This window comes from Streptomyces sp. NPDC043867 (assembly GCF_056435845.1).
Window position 1 is genome coordinate 23,609 of record NZ_JBWKDS010000049.1, and the last position, 16,910, is coordinate 40,518.

General features: G+C 68.5%; 15 protein-coding genes and 1 pseudogene. 11 read left to right on the forward strand and 5 right to left on the reverse strand.

Going from position 1 to position 16,910, the window contains the following annotated elements; genetic code table 11:
- The first annotated feature begins 34 nt into the window (after positions 1 to 34).
- Entirely contained in the window at positions 35 to 952 is a 918-nt protein-coding gene (locus tag AC069T_RS33525; RefSeq protein ID WP_478786327.1) for an SDR family oxidoreductase, read from the forward strand.
- Positions 953 to 1,057: 105 nt separating this feature from the next.
- Entirely contained in the window at positions 1,058 to 2,266 is a 1,209-nt protein-coding gene (locus AC069T_RS33530; RefSeq protein WP_478786328.1) for an acyl-CoA dehydrogenase family protein, read from the forward strand.
- A gap of 78 nt (positions 2,267 to 2,344) precedes the next feature.
- Here the strand turns inward: AC069T_RS33530 and AC069T_RS33535 are convergent, their stop codons facing one another.
- On the reverse strand, positions 2,345 to 3,049 hold the full coding sequence (locus AC069T_RS33535) for a GntR family transcriptional regulator (protein ID WP_478786329.1): 705 nt from the start codon (positions 3,047 to 3,049) through the stop codon (positions 2,345 to 2,347).
- Between the two features lie 234 nt (positions 3,050 to 3,283).
- On the opposite strand from AC069T_RS33535, the gene AC069T_RS33540 reads away from it, so the two are divergent.
- The 4 genes from AC069T_RS33540 to AC069T_RS33555 all read left to right on the forward strand — a co-directional run bounded on the left by AC069T_RS33540 (position 3,284) and on the right by AC069T_RS33555 (position 9,193).
- Positions 3,284 to 3,862, forward strand: a complete 579-nt coding sequence (locus AC069T_RS33540; protein WP_478786330.1) for an NADPH-dependent FMN reductase — start codon at positions 3,284 to 3,286, stop codon at positions 3,860 to 3,862.
- A 20-nt stretch (positions 3,863 to 3,882) separates the two neighbouring features.
- Positions 3,883 to 4,524: a nuclear transport factor 2 family protein gene (locus AC069T_RS33545; RefSeq protein WP_478786331.1), complete on the forward strand. Its 642-nt coding sequence runs from the start codon at positions 3,883 to 3,885 to the stop codon at positions 4,522 to 4,524.
- A 789-nt stretch (positions 4,525 to 5,313) separates the two neighbouring features.
- Entirely contained in the window at positions 5,314 to 6,015 is a 702-nt protein-coding gene (locus AC069T_RS33550; protein WP_478786332.1) for an SDR family NAD(P)-dependent oxidoreductase, read from the forward strand.
- Between the two features lie 808 nt (positions 6,016 to 6,823).
- Entirely contained in the window at positions 6,824 to 9,193 is a 2,370-nt protein-coding gene (locus AC069T_RS33555; protein ID WP_478786333.1) for an ATP-binding SpoIIE family protein phosphatase, read from the forward strand.
- 437 nt (positions 9,194 to 9,630) lie between these two features.
- Here the strand turns inward: AC069T_RS33555 and AC069T_RS33560 are convergent.
- Positions 9,631 to 9,738 (reverse strand): annotated as a pseudogene (locus tag AC069T_RS33560) (SDR family NAD(P)-dependent oxidoreductase); the annotation flags it as partial.
- Positions 9,739 to 9,840: 102 nt separating this feature from the next.
- On the opposite strand from AC069T_RS33560, the gene AC069T_RS33565 reads away from it, so the two are divergent.
- Positions 9,841 to 10,692 (forward strand): helix-turn-helix transcriptional regulator, encoded by an 852-nt coding sequence (locus tag AC069T_RS33565; RefSeq protein WP_478786334.1) that lies wholly within the window; start codon positions 9,841 to 9,843, stop codon positions 10,690 to 10,692.
- A gap of 89 nt (positions 10,693 to 10,781) precedes the next feature.
- Here the strand turns inward: AC069T_RS33565 and AC069T_RS33570 are convergent, their stop codons facing one another.
- Together AC069T_RS33570 and AC069T_RS33575 are read right to left on the reverse strand one after the other, a co-directional pair.
- The gene (locus tag AC069T_RS33570; protein WP_478786335.1) at positions 10,782 to 11,309 is read right to left on the reverse strand and encodes a hypothetical protein; all 528 of its coding nucleotides are present in this window, start codon (positions 11,307 to 11,309) and stop codon (positions 10,782 to 10,784) included.
- Positions 11,310 to 11,531: 222 nt separating this feature from the next.
- On the reverse strand, positions 11,532 to 12,812 hold the full coding sequence (locus tag AC069T_RS33575) for a metallophosphoesterase (RefSeq protein WP_478786359.1): 1,281 nt from the start codon (positions 12,810 to 12,812) through the stop codon (positions 11,532 to 11,534).
- Between the two features lie 702 nt (positions 12,813 to 13,514).
- On the opposite strand from AC069T_RS33575, the gene AC069T_RS33580 reads away from it, so the two are divergent.
- Together AC069T_RS33580 and AC069T_RS33585 are read left to right on the forward strand one after the other, a co-directional pair.
- On the forward strand, positions 13,515 to 13,967 hold the full coding sequence (locus AC069T_RS33580) for an OB-fold protein (RefSeq protein ID WP_478786336.1): 453 nt from the start codon (positions 13,515 to 13,517) through the stop codon (positions 13,965 to 13,967).
- A 76-nt stretch (positions 13,968 to 14,043) separates the two neighbouring features.
- Complete coding sequence (locus AC069T_RS33585) at positions 14,044 to 14,298, forward strand: hypothetical protein (protein ID WP_478786337.1); 255 nt, start codon at positions 14,044 to 14,046, stop codon at positions 14,296 to 14,298.
- A 389-nt stretch (positions 14,299 to 14,687) separates the two neighbouring features.
- On the opposite strand, the gene AC069T_RS33590 is transcribed toward AC069T_RS33585, so the two are convergent.
- Positions 14,688 to 15,422: an MBL fold metallo-hydrolase gene (locus AC069T_RS33590; protein ID WP_478786338.1), complete on the reverse strand. Its 735-nt coding sequence runs from the start codon at positions 15,420 to 15,422 to the stop codon at positions 14,688 to 14,690.
- Positions 15,423 to 15,541: 119 nt separating this feature from the next.
- Here AC069T_RS33590 and AC069T_RS33595 point away from each other — a divergent pair, with 119 nt between their 5' ends.
- Together AC069T_RS33595 and AC069T_RS33600 are read left to right on the forward strand one after the other, a co-directional pair.
- Entirely contained in the window at positions 15,542 to 16,192 is a 651-nt protein-coding gene (locus AC069T_RS33595) for a TetR/AcrR family transcriptional regulator (RefSeq protein WP_478786360.1), read from the forward strand.
- Positions 16,193 to 16,328: 136 nt separating this feature from the next.
- Complete coding sequence (locus AC069T_RS33600) at positions 16,329 to 16,520, forward strand: hypothetical protein (protein ID WP_478786339.1); 192 nt, start codon at positions 16,329 to 16,331, stop codon at positions 16,518 to 16,520.
- Positions 16,521 to 16,910: the final 390 nt, after the last annotated feature.

Sequence of the window (16,910 nt, forward strand, 5' to 3'; positions counted from 1 at the left end):
ACCTCATTCATTTCGCAATCAGCCGCTATAACATATGCTCACCGCCACGGTCGGCCCGCCCGGCCGTGCGGGGGGCGATGCACGCCGGAGGTTTCTTTTGATTCTCGTAACCGCAGCAAGCGGCCGAACCGGCCGCAGTCTGGTGAGAGCGCTAGCGCGCGAAGGCAAATCCGTCCGGGCCGCGGACATCGCCCCGTCCGTGACCGAACTGCGCGACCACGGCGCGGACGAAGCCGTTGTCGCCGACCTGCTCGACCCCGCCGACCTGCGCAAGGCCATGGCAGGCGTCGACTCCGTCATCCACATCGGCCCGCTGTTCCACCACCGTGAGGCGGATATCGGGCGCGCCGTGGTAGCAGAGGCGCGACGCGTCGGCGTCGGACACTTCGTGCAGTTCTCGGTGGTGCACCCGCAGATCGAGGCGCTCTTGAACCACCAGGCCAAGCTGGCCGTGGAGCGCGCCGTCATCGAGTCACCCATCCCCTTCACCATCCTTCAGCCGATGCACTACCTCCAGAACATCGACGTCCCAAAGACCGTGCGGACGGGGGTGCACCGCAAGCCCTTCTCCCATGACACACGGCTCGCGCAGGTGGACATGGAGGACGTGACGACCGTGGCCGCGCAGGTCGTCGGTGACCCCGGCCACCACTACGCGACCTACGAGCTGTGCGGGTCCGACTACGTGAATGGCCACGAGATCGCGGCCCTGATCGGTGAGGTCTCAGGGGTGCCCATCACCACCGAGCTCCAGCCGATCAGCGAAATCGCCAGCAGTGAGCGTCAGGCGCGCGCGGAGGACGAGTTTCCGTACGACGCCATGTACCGGCTGTGGGGCCACTACAGCCGCTATGGCATCACGGGCAACCCGAACGTGCTCGGCTGGCTGCTGGGCCGGCCGCCCACGACGCTGCGCGAGTACGTGGTGCGCGAACTCGACGCCGCGGCCTGAGCCGACCGAGCGCTCGCGGTGACCCGGCCGGCCCCGGAATGGGCCGCGCGCCGGATTTTGCAGACACCGCGCCCATGACGGCGCGCTGAGATCCGAGGACAACGCATGACCACGTCGATTACAACCCCTTCCTCCACCGTCACGCCCGATGTGGACGAGCTCGTCGCCCGTGCCACCAAGCTGCAACCGCTGCTGCGTGCCAACGCGGCGCAGGGCGAGCGGGACCGGCGCGTGACGGACGAGAGTATCCACGCCCTCCACCAGGAGGGACTCTTCAAGCTCCTCCAGCCCCGGCGCTACGGCGGGCACCAGGCCTCGATGCGCGCCCTGGTCGACGTCTCGGCGGCCGTGGGCGAGGCCGACGGTGGCACGGCCTGGGTGGTGTCGCTGCTCAACTCGGGCGCATGGCTGGCCAGTTGTTTTCCCAAGCAGGCGCAGGACGACGTCTGGGCAGCGAACCGCGGGGCGCTGGTGTCGGGTGTGTTCTCGCCGCTCGTCGAGTCGAGGAAGGTGGCCGGGGGGTACCGGGTCACCGGCAAGTGGTACTACAACTCCGGTTCTTGGCACGCCGACTGGGCTGTGCTTAGCATGCCCGTCACCGACGAGGACGGCGCCGTCGTCGACATGGCCATGGCCCTGCTGCCGCGTACGGACCTCGACCTGGAGGACACCTGGTTCGTCGCCGGCATGCGTGCCTCTGGCTCCAACTGCCTCATCGCCGACAACGTGTTCGTACCCGAGCACAGGATCATGTCCGTGGGCCCGGCGATCGAGGGCGAATTCCCTACCGAATTCACCGAAGAGCTGCTCTACAGCTCTCCCCTCGGGCCGTTCTTCGCGGTCGGCATGGTCGGACCGCAGCTTGGCCTCGGGCGGGCGGCCCTGGCGATCGTGAAGGAGAAGGCGGGCACCAAGGGCATTGCCAACACCGTCTACACCCGGCAGGCCGACTCGGTGGCCTTCCAGATCCAGCTCGCGCAGGCGACGATGCTGCTCGACACGGCCCACTTCCACGCGCACCGGGTGACCGAGGACATCGACTCGGCCGCCGCCGAGGGGCGCAAACTGGAGTTCGCCGACAGGGCGCGCATCCGCGCGGATATCGGCTGGGCGATCGAGCACGTGGTGAAGGCGATCGACATCCTGCTGTACGCGCACGGGTCGGGCAGCTTCGCCGAGGTCAATCCGCTGCAGCGCATCTGGCGCGACTCCGAGGTCGCCTCCCGGCACGCCGGCATCCTGCCGATGGTCTGCTACGAGATCTACGGCAAGTCGCTGGTCGGCTCCAAGGACCGGATCACTCCGATGATCTAGGAGGTGCCCCCGGCGCGTCCGGGCCCTGCGCCGCAGGGCTCCGCCGGGTCCCCGGGGCGGCCGCACCGGGGACCCGGATCAGCTGCCAGAGCCGTCATCCACCGCGACGCGCGGGTCGTCGGAGAGTGCGCGCAGTGCCGTCGCCTCGTTGCGCTTCAGATGCGCCAGTACGGCATCGGCGACGGCGTAGGGGTCGCGCAGCCGGAAGGTGTCGATGAGGCCCTGGTGGGCGTGCCGACGTCGGGACTTGTCCCGCGGATCGGGGTCGAGCTTGCTGAATCCGATCCGGATGTAGCGCTCGGCGGCCCGCCACAGAGAGTTGAGAACGCGCATGTCCCAGGCGGTGGCGGCCGGCGCGAGCAGCGTCGCGTGAAACGCGTGGTGCGAGTCGTAGACCGTCTGGATGGTGTGCCGCTCGTGGCCGAAGTCCTCCGCCTGGGCCTGGAGGCGGTCGAGTGCGGCGTCGGAAATGAGCAGGCAGGAGCGTGCTGCGAGCTCGGGTTCGAGGTTGCGGCGGAGCCGGTAGATGCCCTGGAGGTCGTCCAGATGGAGTGGGGTCACATAGGCGCTCCGGCCCGGCCGCGTGATCACGAGCCCTTCGCTCTCCAGGCTGCGCAGTGCCTCGCGGACCGGGATGAAGCTGACGTCGAGCATCGCGGCGATCTTACGCAGCGAGAAGGTCTCGCCCGGCGCGAGGTCCCCCGACATGATCGAGCGGCGCAACTCGGTGGTCACCATCTCCGGGATCGACCTGGACTGGATCGGCTGGAGGGGACGCTTCATCTCTGCTGCCGCCTTTGCAGTAGGTCCTCAGGGAGGGCATCGACCATGCCCCCCTTGAAATATGATATAACAGCATCACTTTCCGCGGTGACGAGTTCTGTGCCCCTTCCCTCTCTCTGTACGGGTGATTTCCGGCGCACCTCACCCGGCCGGCCCGTAGTCGAGTCGGCGGTCGCTCCCACAGCCCGGTTCACCCAAGGAGCTCGCGCCACCTGCCGAACCTTAAGGAACCCCATGTCGACCACCCCCCGGCCCGTTCTGCAGATTCACATCGGCAGCACCCGGCCCAACCGGATAGCACCCGCCTTCGCCGACTGGTTCGCCGAAGTCGCCAAGCAGCACGCCGCATTCGACGTGGAGGTGGTCGACCTCGCTGAGGTGGGTCTGCCCCTGCTGGACGAGCCCAACCACCCCAGACTCCGGCAGTACACCCAGCAGCACACCCGCGACTGGAGCGAGGCCGTGGACCGCGCCGACGCCTTCGTGCTGGTGACCCCCGAGTACAACTACGGGTACAGCGCGGTCACGAAGAACGCGCTGGACTACCTCTGCCACGAGTGGGCGGACAAGGCCGTCGGCTTCGTCAGCTACGGCGGCGTCGGCGCGGGCACGCGGGCGGTCCAGCAGCTCAAGCAGGTCGTTACCACGCTGCGGATGGTGCCTGTACTGGAGTCGGTCAACATCCCCTTCGCCATGCACAAGGTCACTGCCGAGGGCAAGGCGGAGACGGACGCGGGACTGGACCAGGCCGCGGTGCTGATGCTCGACGAACTGGCCCGGCTGACGCGGAAACTGCGTCCGGCCGCCGAGTGAACCCGGAACAAGGAGCACCCATGGGAACTGCACAGGCCGCCGCCCCGGGCGGGACGAACAGCGCCGGCAGCGGCGGTGATGTCGCACTGGTGACGCAGGTCGTCCTGGCCGAACGCCAGGGGCGCGACCGCGGCTGGTGGGACTTGATGTCGGACCGGTACTGGCGGGACTCGACAGTCCGCCTGAGCTGGTACGACGGTGACGGCGCAGGGTTTGTCGCTGGCTCCAGGGCGATGGCGGAGCGTGGAGCGGTGGCCCTGCATCACATGTTCGCGCCGGTCGTCCACGTCCGCGGTCCCAGGGCCTACGTCGAGGCCCCCACGGCCATGCGGTTCCAGGTCGAGGTGGACGGAGTGCCGGGTGACCTGGTCTCGTACACCCGTCTCAACTACCGCCTCGAGCAGCGGGACGATGTCTGGAAGATCCTTTCCCTGAGCGCCGTGTACGAGTACTGCACCCTCACGCCGTCAGTGCCTGGCCAGAGCATCGTGGTGCCTCAGGAGGAGCTGACCGGGTATCGGGCGAGCTATGCAGTGCTCGCGTGGAACATCGCGCGAGAGGGCCGCACCCCCAGTTCCGACGAGCTCGGCGACGACCGCCCCAAGGAACTGGCCGCCTTCTACGCGTCGGTGTGGGAGTGGCTGAACGCCGGACAGCCGTGACCGGCGTGTGAACGCCTAACGGCCCTTCCTGATAACGCCGTTCCCAGGAAGGGCCGTAGCTGGTGTGCTTGTCCCGCGAGAGGAAACATTCGGCGCGGCCCCTTCACATCCGGCCAGAGGAACCATGCTCACACCGACCCGCGAGATCCTCGGCTTCCGGACGCTCGCCATACTCCCGCCCGTTCTGTTCATCCCGTCACTGGTCTCCTTCGCGGTCGCTCCCGGGACCGTCGGGGTTGAGTACACGGGCATCCTCTTCCATCTGGCCATCATGTTCGTCGTCGCACGCCTGCCCGCACCCGAATGGGCGAAGGCCGCGGGCTACGGATGGCTCACCCTCGACTTCCTGTCGGCAGATGACGATCAACGAACAGCCCCACGACATCGCCTGGGCTGTACGGCTGGGCGGACATCTCATGGCGGGCATGTGGTTCATCACCGCATCCTTGCTAGCAGAGCCGCGCAGCATCAGGGCAAACCGGGGTCGTCCTCGGCTCCTGGCTGGCCCTCTACAGCGTCCTCGGCCATGTCCTGTCGGAGGAGTTCCTGTACCCGGGCGGCATCCTGGTGCCTGTCTGGTTCCTTCTGGTCGCCTGGAAGCACGACCCGCGGAAGGCGGGCAGGACGACCGCCGACGCCCGCCTCGCATAAACCGCAGGGGGGTGGTCCGGGCAACCGCACGCCCGGACCACCCCCTCATCGGTGCCCGGCGGGACGGGTGACTGGTACTCCCCTTACCAGGATGAGGCGTCTCTGGCCCCGTCCCCTGGTCAGGGGCACAGTCGTTCCATGACCATTTCCCTGATCACCGGCGCCAACAAGGGCCTGGGCTTCGAAACCGCTCGCCAGCTCGTCGCCGCGGGCCACACCGTCTACACCGCCGCCCGCAACTCCGACAACGCGCGACGCGCCGCGAAGGAGCTGGGCGGCCTGCCGCTCGTCCTGGACGTCACCGACGACGACTCCGTCCGTGTCGCTGCCGGGCACATCGCGGAGGAACACGGAGTCCTCGACGTCCTCGTCAATAACGCGGGCATCAACGGCGGAGGGCCCAAGCCGCTCGGCGAGTGCACGGCGGCCGACATGGCCGCCGTCCTGGACACCAACGTCCTCGGCATCGTCCGCGTCCTGCACGCCTTCCTCCCGCTGCTCGAGCGCAGCGGCAGCGGCACCGTCGTCAACGTCGGCAGCGGTCTCGGCTCCTTCGGACGCGTCCACGATCAGGAGCGGCCCGAGTCCCGGGTACCCAATCTGCTGCCGTACCCGGTCTCCAAGGCGGCTGTGTCCATGCTGACCGTGCAGTACGCGCGCGCCTATCCGGGCCTGCGCATCAACGTCGTGGACCCGGGGCCGACCGCCACCGACCTCAACCGCCGCCAGGGCTTCCAGACCGTCGAGCAGGGCGCCGCTCCCATCGTTCGTGCCGCACTACTCGGCCCGGACGGCCCTACGGGCGCCTTCCTCGACGGTGCGGGTGTCAGCCCATGGTGAATCCGACGAAGGCCAGCCTGCGGTGACGTATTCGGCGCCGCAGGTTGCGCCGATGCCGGCGAGCAGGTCACCGTCGAAGGGCAAGAACGACTGGGCGGGCAGTGACGTACCAGCTCTGAGGAGCTTGCATCGGGGCGAGCCCTGCCTGGACAAGGAGGTCCAGCTCATGGCGAAGACTGCTGCGGTACCCGGGCTGCACCGGTATGCCGGAAGTGTGGTTGGCGTCCGTCCCCGCAAGGACGCGCGGGCCTGCCGGGGCGGGATGGCGACGCTGCCCTCGGCGGCCGCGTCATCCATCCCCGGGATACCGAGGGCGGAAAATCCCTCCATCATGTTCAGGTTGGGTACGGCGGCCCGGCCCCCCCGAGGCGAAGCGCGTCGCGGGAACGCGGGGAGCGGGCTATCGAGCGGCACGTGGTGGCCCGTGTCGACGTCGCCGGTCAGCGCCCGCTGCCGATTGCTGCCGTTGGTGCACGTCGCGCCGCCTTTCCGGCCGGACCGGAACGCGGAGGTGCACGGTCGGAGTGGTCAGACCTGTGGCACGGTCTCGAGAGGCGGTCCCGTGCAGAGGAGGGGTGCGGCCTCGACAGGGATGAGGTTGGGCCTGCGGGCCGGTCAGGGCACGGCCTCGGCAGTCCCGTAGAGGGGGGCCGTGGAGGCGCCGGTACGTACTCCGTATATGCGATGACACGAAACTGTCGGTGCGGTCACGTCCCACAAGAGCCGCTGCATCGGTCCCGTCTGGGGAACCCGGAAGGCGCAGGGGACACGATGGGATCGTCCGGCCGGTGAGAGGCGGTGAGGCGCCATGAGCGAACGTGGTGCGCCCAACGATGGACCGCTGGTAGAGGCGGCTGCCGCGCTGCTCGACCGCCGGGGTGTCGTGATCGGCTGGTCCACGGAGGCGCAGGCCCTGCTGGAGCGGCCAACCAATCAGGTGCTAGGCCGTTCCGTCCTACGGCTGATGGCCGAGCCGCGTCCCCTCGACGGCGGTGCGCTGCTGCACGGGGGCCGGGTCGATCTGCTCGGCGGATCCGGGCGGCGGGTCCCCGTGCGCTATCAGGCCGTCCGGCTGGAGGGCACCGGGCAAACCCTGGTCCTTGCGGTGGCGGCCGAGCGCGCGTTGGAGAAGGAACGGGCGGAGGCCCTGTCACGGGCCCTGCTCGCTCAGGACCGCATCGGCCTCGTCTTCCGGGACACGGATCTTGAAGTCGTGCAGACCAATGTAGGTCAGGGTGCATTCCCCGGGCCGTCCCTGCCCGTCGGCACCAGACTTTCCGGCGTGATGAGCCCGCCCGACGCGGCCTCCGCGGAGGCCGACCTGAAGCGGGTGCTGAGGACCGGCGAACCTTTCGCCGCCCACGAGCACCGGGCCAGAGCACTAAAACCCCCTTATCGGGGGTGGGCGTTGTCCGTGTCCGCCGTGCGGACGGAGGACCCGCGCGGGCGGCCCACGGGCGTCGCCGTCCTGCTCACCGACGCCACGGACCATTGGCACGCCCGCCGCCGGGCCGAACTGCGCCACCGCGCGGCCGCGAGTATCGGGGGCACCCTCGACATCGGCCGGACGGCGGAGGAGATCGTCGGCGCACTCGTGCCGGACTTCGCCGACCTGGCTTGGGTGGATCTTGCCGACGCCGTGCTGCGGGGTGACGAACCGCCGAAGACTTTTGGAGGAGGTGACCTGCATTTGCGCCGGACCGCTGTCCGCAGCGGCAAGGGCCCCTGGCCGGCTGAGCTGGTGCAGCCGGGCGAGGTCATCCCGCGCCTCCCTGACCTCCCTCTGGTGCGCGCACTCCAGGAGGGACGCACGGTCGTGGTGGACCGGGAGACCCTTCTGCGGGGCGCCGGCGATTCGGTCCACATCCACCGGGCGGCCCCTGATGCCGGACATTCCCTGGCTGTGGCGCCGCTCTTCGCCCGCGGCCTGGTCCTCGGTGTGGTAGCTGTCTGGCGCACGGACCTGCCCGAACCGTTCGATGCCGAGGACGCGGCCGTGCTCGCGCAGGTCGCCGCGCACTCCGCGCTGGGCGTGGACAACGCTCGCCGCTACACCCGAGAGCACCGTGCCGCCGTGACCCTCCAGCGGCGTCTGCTGCCGCAGGCGTCCACCTCCACGCGGGTGATGGAGACCGCAGGGTTGTACGAGCCGGCGGCGGGGGGTGCCGAAATCGGGGGTGATTGGTTCGACGCAATCGAACTTCCCTCGCTGCGAACCGCCCTTGTCATCGGTGACGTGGTCGGACACGGTCTCCATGCCGCCGCCACCATGGGGCGATTGCGTACGGCCGTCCAGACGCTGGCAGATCTGGAACTGTCGCCCGACGAGCTCCTCACACACCTTGACGGCCTGGTGGCTCGTCTGGCCGACGAGGCCGATCCGGCGCAGCGGGACGGGATCGGCGCCACCTGCCTGGTGGCCGTGCACGATCCGGTCACCGCGTGTTGCACGATGGCCGCCGCCGGCCATCCACCGCCGCTCATGGCTCTGTCCGACGGCGCTGCCCGACCGGTTGAGGTGCGGCCCGGTCCGCCCCTCGGAGTGGGGGGCCTGCCGTTCGAGACGACGACGGTCGATCTGCCCGGGGGCAGCGTCCTCGCCCTGTACACCGACGGTCTGTTGCAGCGCTACGGCGGGGACATGGACGGTTTCGCCGCCCGGCTGACGGAGCGGCTGGGGCGGTGTCGGCCGTCCGGACACGACCTCAGGTCGCTGGCCCATTCCCTCATGGCGGTGACCGGCGGGCGGTCGTTCCGGGACGACGCGGCGCTTCTTCTCGCGTGTCCTTCGCCGCTGGCAGAGGACGCGTTCGCCTCCTGGGAGTTTCCTGCGGATCCGGCGGCGGTCGCCTCGGCGCGTGAGGCGGTGACGGGCAAGCTCGCCGATTGGGGTCTGGACGCCAACTCCTTCGTGACGGAGCTGGTGGTAAGCGAACTCGTCACCAACGCCGTCCGGTACGCGGGCGGGCCCGTGGGGTTGCGGCTGATCCGCGGTGACGTCCTCTTCTGTGAGGTCACCGACCCGAGCAACACCCAGCCTCGGATGCGCCGTGCCCGCACAACCGATGAGGGCGGCCGCGGTCTGTTCCTGGTGGCTCAGCTCAGCCGCCGGTGGGGGAGCAGGTACGGGCAGAGCGGAAAGACCATCTGGGTCGAGCAGGAATTGTTGTCGGCCTGAGGTGCCGGTTGGCGCGGTGAGTTGCGTGAGGCGATCACTGTCAGTTACGTGCGGCGTCTCCGAAGGGCCGGGACGGGGAACGCCGCTATATGCCGTGCGCTCTGGCACTTTCCGGTACGAACCGACACGCAGTACCACCTCCCACGTGAGCGTCCCCGCCCGCCGAGGACAGTGTTTCTCGGGCTCGTCATCCTGTACATCGAGGTCACGACCCCTTCATCCTGGGCGCCGTCGGTCCCTCCCCGCTGGGCCACCCTGACGGTTGAGGTCAGTAAATGGACGCTCGGGCTGCTGGGCACTTGCTCATCCAAGTTCCCCACCCTCTGGGCGCCGGCATGCGGTCGGGCGCCACAGCGGAGGGGCCGCTGGATAGCCAGCCAGATTCAGGGGCAGGGCGAGCTGTCCAGGGTGGGGCTCAGGGCAAAGCGCCACGAAAGGCGTCCCCGTCGCGCGGCGGCGTAGACGGTGTGCCCGGCGGCAACGAGTCGGCGGGCGGTCTCGAAGCCCAGGCCCTTGGTCGCCCCGGTGATCAGTGTGACGGTCATGGCACCGAGGCTGCTTCGCCTCGCTGCAAGGAGCCAGAGAAGCTTGTTCCTGGTACCGGCAGTCCCAGGCTGTGCGCGCCCGGGGCTGCGACCATGGGTCGCATGAACGCATCCAGTGAGCTGGCGACGGTCCTGCGGGTGTGGCGTGAGCGCCTGACCCCGCAGGCGGCCGGTCTGCCGACGAACACCGCGCGGCGCACCAGCGGCCTGCGGCGCGAGGAGCTGGCCGTTCTGGCGGGGATGTTGGTGGACTACATCGTGCGCCTGGAGCAGGGGCGGGCCTTGGCGCCCTCGGCGCAGGTGTGCGCCGCGCTCGCCCGCGCGCTCCAGCTGACCGATACCGAGCAGGAACACCTGTTCCGCCTCGCAGGACATGCCAGCGGCGACGGGCGCGTCAGCCGACTGGTACCAATGAGCATCCGCCGCCTGGTGGAACGCACCACCGACCGGCCCGTCGCTGTCTTCGACGCCACATGGACCCTCTTGCTGTTGAACCCGATGTGGGCGGCCTTGATGGGAGACCCCTCCTCACTGAGGGAGGCGGAACGCAACGTCCTGTGGATGCACTTCGCCGGCCTCAGCGACTGCCACGTCAGCAGGTCTTCCGGCACCGAGGCGTTCGACGCCTCCATGGTCGCCGATCTGCGGCGCAGCGTCGGCCGCTACCCCGACGACGGACCGCTGCACCAGCTGATTGCCCGGCTGAACGCGAAGAGCGAAAGGTTCCGCGAACTGTGGCAGCGCCACGAGATCGCGGAACACGGTCCGGCCCTCAAGACGATTGACCACCCCGACGTCGGACGCCTTGACCTGGACTGCGACATCCTGACTACCCAGCGGGGCGACCTGCGCATCGTCATGTACACGAGCGAGCCCGGCAGCGACTCCGACGGCAAACTCGCGCTGCTCGCCACCATCGGCATCCAGTACATGCTGGATGCGCCCCTCAAGTAGCTTCGTGCCGCAGACGCCCGGCAGACGGCGGTAGTCCGTTTCTGCCGCACGAACTGCTGGAAGGCAGCACTTTCGGGGCGGGCCGGGTGTCACGCAATACGGGGGACGGGAGTCGGAACGCGGTCCTGAGCAGGCTGGTACTTCCAGGCGAGGAGAAGGAACCAGACGGGAACCAGGATGCCGCCGGGGAAGAGGAACTCTTGGGGCAGGACGTTGCCGAGAAAGCTGTAGAGGGCGAGCCAGGAGCCCAGGACCACGCCGACGACGCGGACGCTCTTCGGCGGAGCGAGCAGGGACGTGGTGATGAACCACATGCCCGCCATGACGTGCCCGCCGAGCCTGACCGACCACGCGATCTCGTGTGGTACCTCGTTGATGGTCATGATCGCCGACAGGACATCGAGCGTGAGCCATCCGAAACCGGCCGCCCTCGCCCACTGCGGAGCGGGCATGCGGGCCACGACGAACATGATGGCCAAGTGGAACAGGACCCCCGTGTATTCGACTGCGACGGCCCCGGGGGCGACGGCGAACGATATCAACGAAGGTGTGAAGAGGACGGGAGGGAGGATGGCGAGAGTACGGAAGCCGAGGATCTCGCGGGTAGGTGTGAGCATCTCAGGTCTTTCTCAGGGGGATGAAAAGGGGAGGGAAGACTGCGACGGCTGCAACCGTCCGGGCGCGCACGGCCGTCGGCGTTCATCGCTGACGGTGCTGCTACGTCAAAGGAGCGAAAGCACCTCATGCCGGGGCGAGTCCGCTGTTCGCTGCCGGAATTGTGTCGCTGAGCGGGCTGCGCGTCGGCCCTGTTGCGGCATGTCGAGCTGGTGCGGAGATGTCTATGTCTGTCGTGAGGCTAGTTCGACGACGGTGATGTCCGAGGGGGCTCCGACCCGGACGGGTGGTCCCCAGGCTCCGGCTCCGCGGGTGACGTACAACTGGGTGTCGCCATACCGCTCGAGTCCGGCCACAGTGGGGTTGTCGAGTGCGGCGATGAGGTTGCCGGGCCAGAGCTGGCCACCGTGGGTGTGACCGGACAGCTGGAGGTCCACACCGTGTTCGACCGCCTGGTGGATCATCACCGGCTGGTGTGCCATCAGTACCGCCGCCCGGGCCGTGTCACGGTCGCCTAGAGCCTTGGTGTAGTCGGGGGCGTCGCTGTGGTCCTCGCCGGAGATGTCGTTGACGCCGGCGAGGTCGAAGCCGGGCATCTCCACGCGTGCGTTGCGCAGGGGCCGCACACCCAGTTCGTGCACCCGGTCCACCCACTCCTCGACGCCGGAGTAGTACTCGTGGTTGCCGGTCACGAAGTACGAGCCGTGCCGGGCCCGCAGCCGGGCGAGCGGGTCCGCCGCACTGCCGAGGTCGGCAACCGTCCCGTCGACGAGGTCACCGACAATGGCGACCAGGTCGGGCTGGGTGGCGTTGATGGTGTCGACGATCCGCTGGGTGTGCCCACGTCCCAGAATGGGTCCGAGGTGGATGTCGCTGACGACGGCGATCCGGTAGCCGTGCGCGGAGCGGGGGAGCTTGGCGAGCGGCACGGTGATCCGTTTGACGCCCGGTCCGCAGAACACGTCGGCCATGCCGTAGCCGACGGTTCCGAGGGCAGCTGCAGTCGCGGCCCCACCGACGATCCGGGAGACGAAGAGCCGGCGGGTCACCCCGGCGGTTTGTGGTGCCTCCGGCCGCCGGGCGTTCCTTACGGCTTCCTCCCGCGCAGGAGGACCGACCGGGCTGTCGGCCACGGCCCGGGACGATGCGGGAGCGGCGGTCGCAGGCCCGCTGCCCGCACCGGCCGTCCTGCGCGGATTGCGGACACGCAGCAGCCACGGCCTGACCGCCTCGCCGACGACGAGCGCGAGCACCAAGTACATGAGCAACGCCAGCCAGAGGTAACCGGGCCAGGCAAGCACGCGCTGAAGCCAGAACGGGGCGCCCGCCAGGCCAGCGCCCAACGCGCCGAGCGAGACCAGGGGCAGGATGACGGCGGCGATCGCGCCCACGCGCCGCGCCCGACTTCCGTCAGCGGTCACATCCCGTACCAGCCGCCGCCATACGAACCAGTGCACTGCGGCCGACAGAGCGAGCGCCACGACTGCGATCAGCAGCACGACCAGCATGATCCTTCATCCTTTGTCGACCTCGTCCGCAGCCTTTTGGCGCGCGACCGTACAGCACGTGACACGCGCGATCAGCCCAAGAGGACGGACGCACACCGTGGTGGGGCGATGTGAGTCTGGGACACACCGCCGACGGGAGCCAGGGACGTCTCTTCCTGGTAATTGCGGTACCACGCTGGCCCCGGGCACATGGGCGTGGTCCACCGACAGCACGGGATGAACGGTGGGCAGCATCCGGGAGGCATTGCCCGCCCTCGTTCGCCGGGCCGAGGGCCGCGTTCACGGACAACGTGGCTGTGGCGGCCGCTACGGCGATGCCGGGTTCTGCACGCTCCGCCTCGGAAGCACCTGAAGGGCCAGCCATCCGAGTGCGCCTGCGTAACCGTCCCATCACCGCCGTGACATCACTGTGCACCAGCTCATCCGGATCATTCTGGTAACGGCAGTACCAGGAAACGGGGTCCCTGGCTGATCATCCGGGACTGAAGCAGCCTGGCGGCACGACCACGATGTCGTGACCGCCGAACGACGGACTCGATGTCAAGACTGTGTGGGGGCGCATCGCCACGGGCCGCACCGTGCGGATCGGATTCGACATGCCGAACGCAGGCGCCCGGGCGCCGGGTGAAAATCCAGCCGGCTTCCTGCTTTTCGTCCCCCAGCGGCCTTGAGAAACAGGAACGATCGAAAGATGACACGATGAGACACGGCGCGATTCTCACGGGCACCTTGGCGCTTCTCCTCGGCGTGACGGGCTGCGCGGCGACATCTGGATCCGCTGGCGGCACTTCCGCTTCCCGTCGGCCGGCGGACCTCACAGGGACCGTTGAGGTCCGGGATCTCCATGACCGGTTCATGACGGATCGATCCCGCACTGAGGAAGCGTGCTACGGCAAATCCGTGACGGTCCGGGCGGTCGTGTTGAAGACGGGTGCGAGCGAGTACGGAACGCCCACGATCGAAGCATCCGACGTGGCCGACGGCACCCATCTCGCCAGCATCGTTCTCCCCTACGACGATCGCCGCGCGGAATCGTTCCGCCAATTGGAGAGCATCAAGGACGGCCAGCGGATCGTCGCAACCGCGACCTGCGACGTCTTCGCCGAGCGCAACAACGTACTGATCTTGAAAGACTCCGAGATCATCAAATGATGCGCCCGCGACGACGTGCGTGGGACCGAGGAACGGGACGACCCTCGAAATCCACCACAGAAGGACCAAGAAAACCTTGAACACGGAGCTGACCTCCAACGAATCCTTCGCAAAACGCATACGCGTCATGTCGTATGTTCTCGCTCTCGTCGGGGTCTTCGCCTCCGTCTTCGGGGAAAGCACCCTGAGAGCGATCGACGCCAGCTCCGGGTACACGATTCCGTACGCTGTGTACTCGACCGCCAACTACCTGATATTGATCATCGCGCAGATCGGTATCCCGTTGGCAGCAAGCCTCTTCGGTGCTGCACTCATCTTGAAGAGGTTGTGACCGGAAGCCGGTGTCCAAGCCTTGGTGATGCCCGGACAAGAGAACGGTTCTGAGATTCCGTCACCCCGACAAAACGTGAAGGGCACCGACTCGACGAGTGGATCGCTGCGGCCCCAGTGAAGCAGCTGTCCGACCTGTGCTCTCAGCGGACGGGTCCGAGCGCGACGCTCACTAGGTAGGAGCAGGCGTCCAGCCAGCTGCCGCTGAGGGCGCCGATGAGGCGGATGGTTGCTGGGGCGCAGAGGCGGAGCTGCACACCCGCAGACCCCCTTGGTCCGCTGGCCCCGGCCAGGCGCATTAGGGCAGGCGAATCACTTCACTTCGGGGGGCCGGTCGCGGCGACAGGAGCGGCGTGGAAGCTCGGTCCTGTCGCGGGCCCTCTCCGCGGTTTACCTCAGGCCGGTCTGCCGTGCCTGGCGCGTGGCGCTGCGGGAGTCGCCGGTGACGGGCCGGCCGTGACCGGGCAGAAGCATGGTCGCGGCGGTCAGCTCATCGAGCCGGTCCAGGGAGGCCAGGGCCGTGCGGCTGTCGTGGGTGAAGCCGCGGCAGACCAGGGCAGGGCCGTTGTGTCCCGTCAGGCCGTCGTGGGTGACCAGGGCGTCGCCCGTGAACAGCAGCCCGCGCTCGGGGAAGAGATAACCGGTGCTGCCCGGCGTGTGGCCGGGCAGAAGGACAGTCCGCGGTGTGCCGGGGACCTCTTCTAGCGGCCGGTCGGTGTCGAACACGCGCACGTCGGCGGTGGCGGGGGCAGTGAACGCCCCCTTGCGGGCGAGGTGCAGCGGGGTGGCGATTGCGGCAGGCCGACGCAGCAGGTAGGGCAGCATGGAGCGCTCCGGTTTGGCGTGGCGCAGGGCGCTGCGCGGACCGTCGCGCAGGATCGGCGCGTCCTTGCGGTGAACCCAGATGTCGGCCCCGGCCCTCTGGAGGACATGGGCCAGGCCCGTGTGGTCGGGGTGGCCGTGGGTAAGGAGCACAGCGCGGATGTCGGCCAGGCGGTGACCGGAGCCGGCCAGGTGCTCACGCAGGTGACCGAGGTGGCCTGGCAGCCCGGCGTCGATAAGGACTAGGCCGTCGGGCTCCTCGACCAGGTAGAAATTGACGAGATCGTTCCCAAGGCGGTCCACGCCGGGAGCGATATGCCGGTTGAGGTGGGGGCGAGCGGAGCGGGACATGCGTTCCTCCGGCATCGGCACAGACAACATTTTCGATACAGTCGACTGTAATGGATAGGGGGGTGACCGGGATGCCCAGCGGCGCTTCCCGCCGGCCGTATGACTCGGCGCGCCGGCAGCAGGCTGCTCGCCGCAATCGCGCTGCGGTGCTGGAGGCGTGCCGGGAGCGTTTGTTCCGCGATGGCTACCAGGCCACCACCATCCGCGCGGTGGCGGAGCGCGCTGGAGTCTCTCCCGAGACCGTCTACAAGGCGTTCGGTGGCAAGCCGGGGCTGGTCAAGGCGCTGTGGGACGTCACCCTGGCAGGAGATGACGAACCCTTGGCCATGGCCGAGCGGCCCCAGCTGCTAGAGGTCTGGGCGACCCGCGACGTGCAGACCAAGCTTCGCCTGTACGCCGCGTTCGTCCGGGGCGTACACGAACGACTTGCCCCGCTGTTCGCCCTCCTCGCCCAGGCCGGCCCCGACGTGGGGCAGGTCCTCGCCCTCAGTGAGGAGGAACGAATGACTGGCGTCACCGCCTTCGTCGCCCACCTCGCCGACGAAGGTGTCTTGCCCGATGGCGCCGACACCGGCCGCCTCGCGGACTCCTGCTGGGCCCTGACCGGTCCGCATGTGTTCACCCAGCTGACCGCCGGCCGGGGCTGGAACGCGGAAACCTACGAGAGCTGGCTGGCCAGCGCGCTCACTGCGGACCTGTTGAGTGGCGAACACGTTGTGTGAAGGGTGTTCGGCTGACGTCGGCTGTGCGCTGCCTTGCAGGACCGTGGCCTCGGCCGCGGTTCGAGGACTGAGGCCGTGCGAAGGGCTCTCCGTCGGGGCCTGACAGATCGCGTGGGAGCGGGAAGGATCAGGGGCCATGAGCACCGCAGAGACATTCGAGCATCCGCCGATCTACGACCGGCTGGTCCGGGAACGTGGCGATGTGCCGGCCGAGACGAGGAAGGTGGCCGGACAAACGCAAGCCCCAGCGCAGCAGGCGCTGGACTGGAGCGGGTTGCGGCGTGCGCAGAAGGAGAGGGAAGAGCGCGCCTTCTCCGCTTTCGGCTGAGAACCCACCAAGGACCGCGACGGTGAGGATCCCTCATCGCGAGCGGACCCTGGCGGCGGAGAAGGCGGCCGGTTAAGGTGACGTTCGCAGGCTCCCGGCGGGGAGCCGTCACGTTCCCCGCCCGGACATCCTGCTGACGCCGAACTCGTAGAGGCCAATCTCAGCACGTCGTCGCCGGCGGCTTCAGGAGTCCGCTTGAGGACGAGCGCTGCGCCGAACGCAATCACCTCCTCGCGCCGGGTGCGACGCGGCGCAGACGACAGTCACCAGGTCAAGATCCGCAATGTAGCGATCCCGGTCACAGCAGCGGCACGGGGCTCTATCGTCTCTGGGACGGTCGAACGGGTTCGCAGCGTGACTGCCTTTCACTGCCAGTGCCTGCCGGCGGAC

What these genes read in the sequence shown, in the direction of transcription:
- AC069T_RS33525 (WP_478786327.1), top strand. Translation starts at nt 35, where the DNA reads ATGCTCACCGCCACGGTCGGCCCGCCCGGCCGTGCGGGGGGCGATGCA.
- AC069T_RS33530 (WP_478786328.1), top strand. Translation starts at nt 1,058, where the DNA reads ATGACCACGTCGATTACAACCCCTTCCTCCACCGTCACGCCCGATGTG.
- AC069T_RS33535 (WP_478786329.1), bottom strand. Translation starts at nt 3,049, where the DNA reads ATGAAGCGTCCCCTCCAGCCGATCCAGTCCAGGTCGATCCCGGAGATG.
- AC069T_RS33540 (WP_478786330.1), top strand. Translation starts at nt 3,284, where the DNA reads ATGTCGACCACCCCCCGGCCCGTTCTGCAGATTCACATCGGCAGCACC.
- AC069T_RS33545 (WP_478786331.1), top strand. Translation starts at nt 3,883, where the DNA reads ATGGGAACTGCACAGGCCGCCGCCCCGGGCGGGACGAACAGCGCCGGC.
- AC069T_RS33550 (WP_478786332.1), top strand. Translation starts at nt 5,314, where the DNA reads ATGACCATTTCCCTGATCACCGGCGCCAACAAGGGCCTGGGCTTCGAA.
- AC069T_RS33555 (WP_478786333.1), top strand. Translation starts at nt 6,824, where the DNA reads ATGAGCGAACGTGGTGCGCCCAACGATGGACCGCTGGTAGAGGCGGCT.
- AC069T_RS33565 (WP_478786334.1), top strand. Translation starts at nt 9,841, where the DNA reads ATGAACGCATCCAGTGAGCTGGCGACGGTCCTGCGGGTGTGGCGTGAG.
- AC069T_RS33570 (WP_478786335.1), bottom strand. Translation starts at nt 11,309, where the DNA reads ATGCTCACACCTACCCGCGAGATCCTCGGCTTCCGTACTCTCGCCATC.
- AC069T_RS33580 (WP_478786336.1), top strand. Translation starts at nt 13,515, where the DNA reads ATGAGACACGGCGCGATTCTCACGGGCACCTTGGCGCTTCTCCTCGGC.
- AC069T_RS33595 (WP_478786360.1), top strand. Translation starts at nt 15,542, where the DNA reads ATGCCCAGCGGCGCTTCCCGCCGGCCGTATGACTCGGCGCGCCGGCAG.
- AC069T_RS33600 (WP_478786339.1), top strand. Translation starts at nt 16,329, where the DNA reads ATGAGCACCGCAGAGACATTCGAGCATCCGCCGATCTACGACCGGCTG.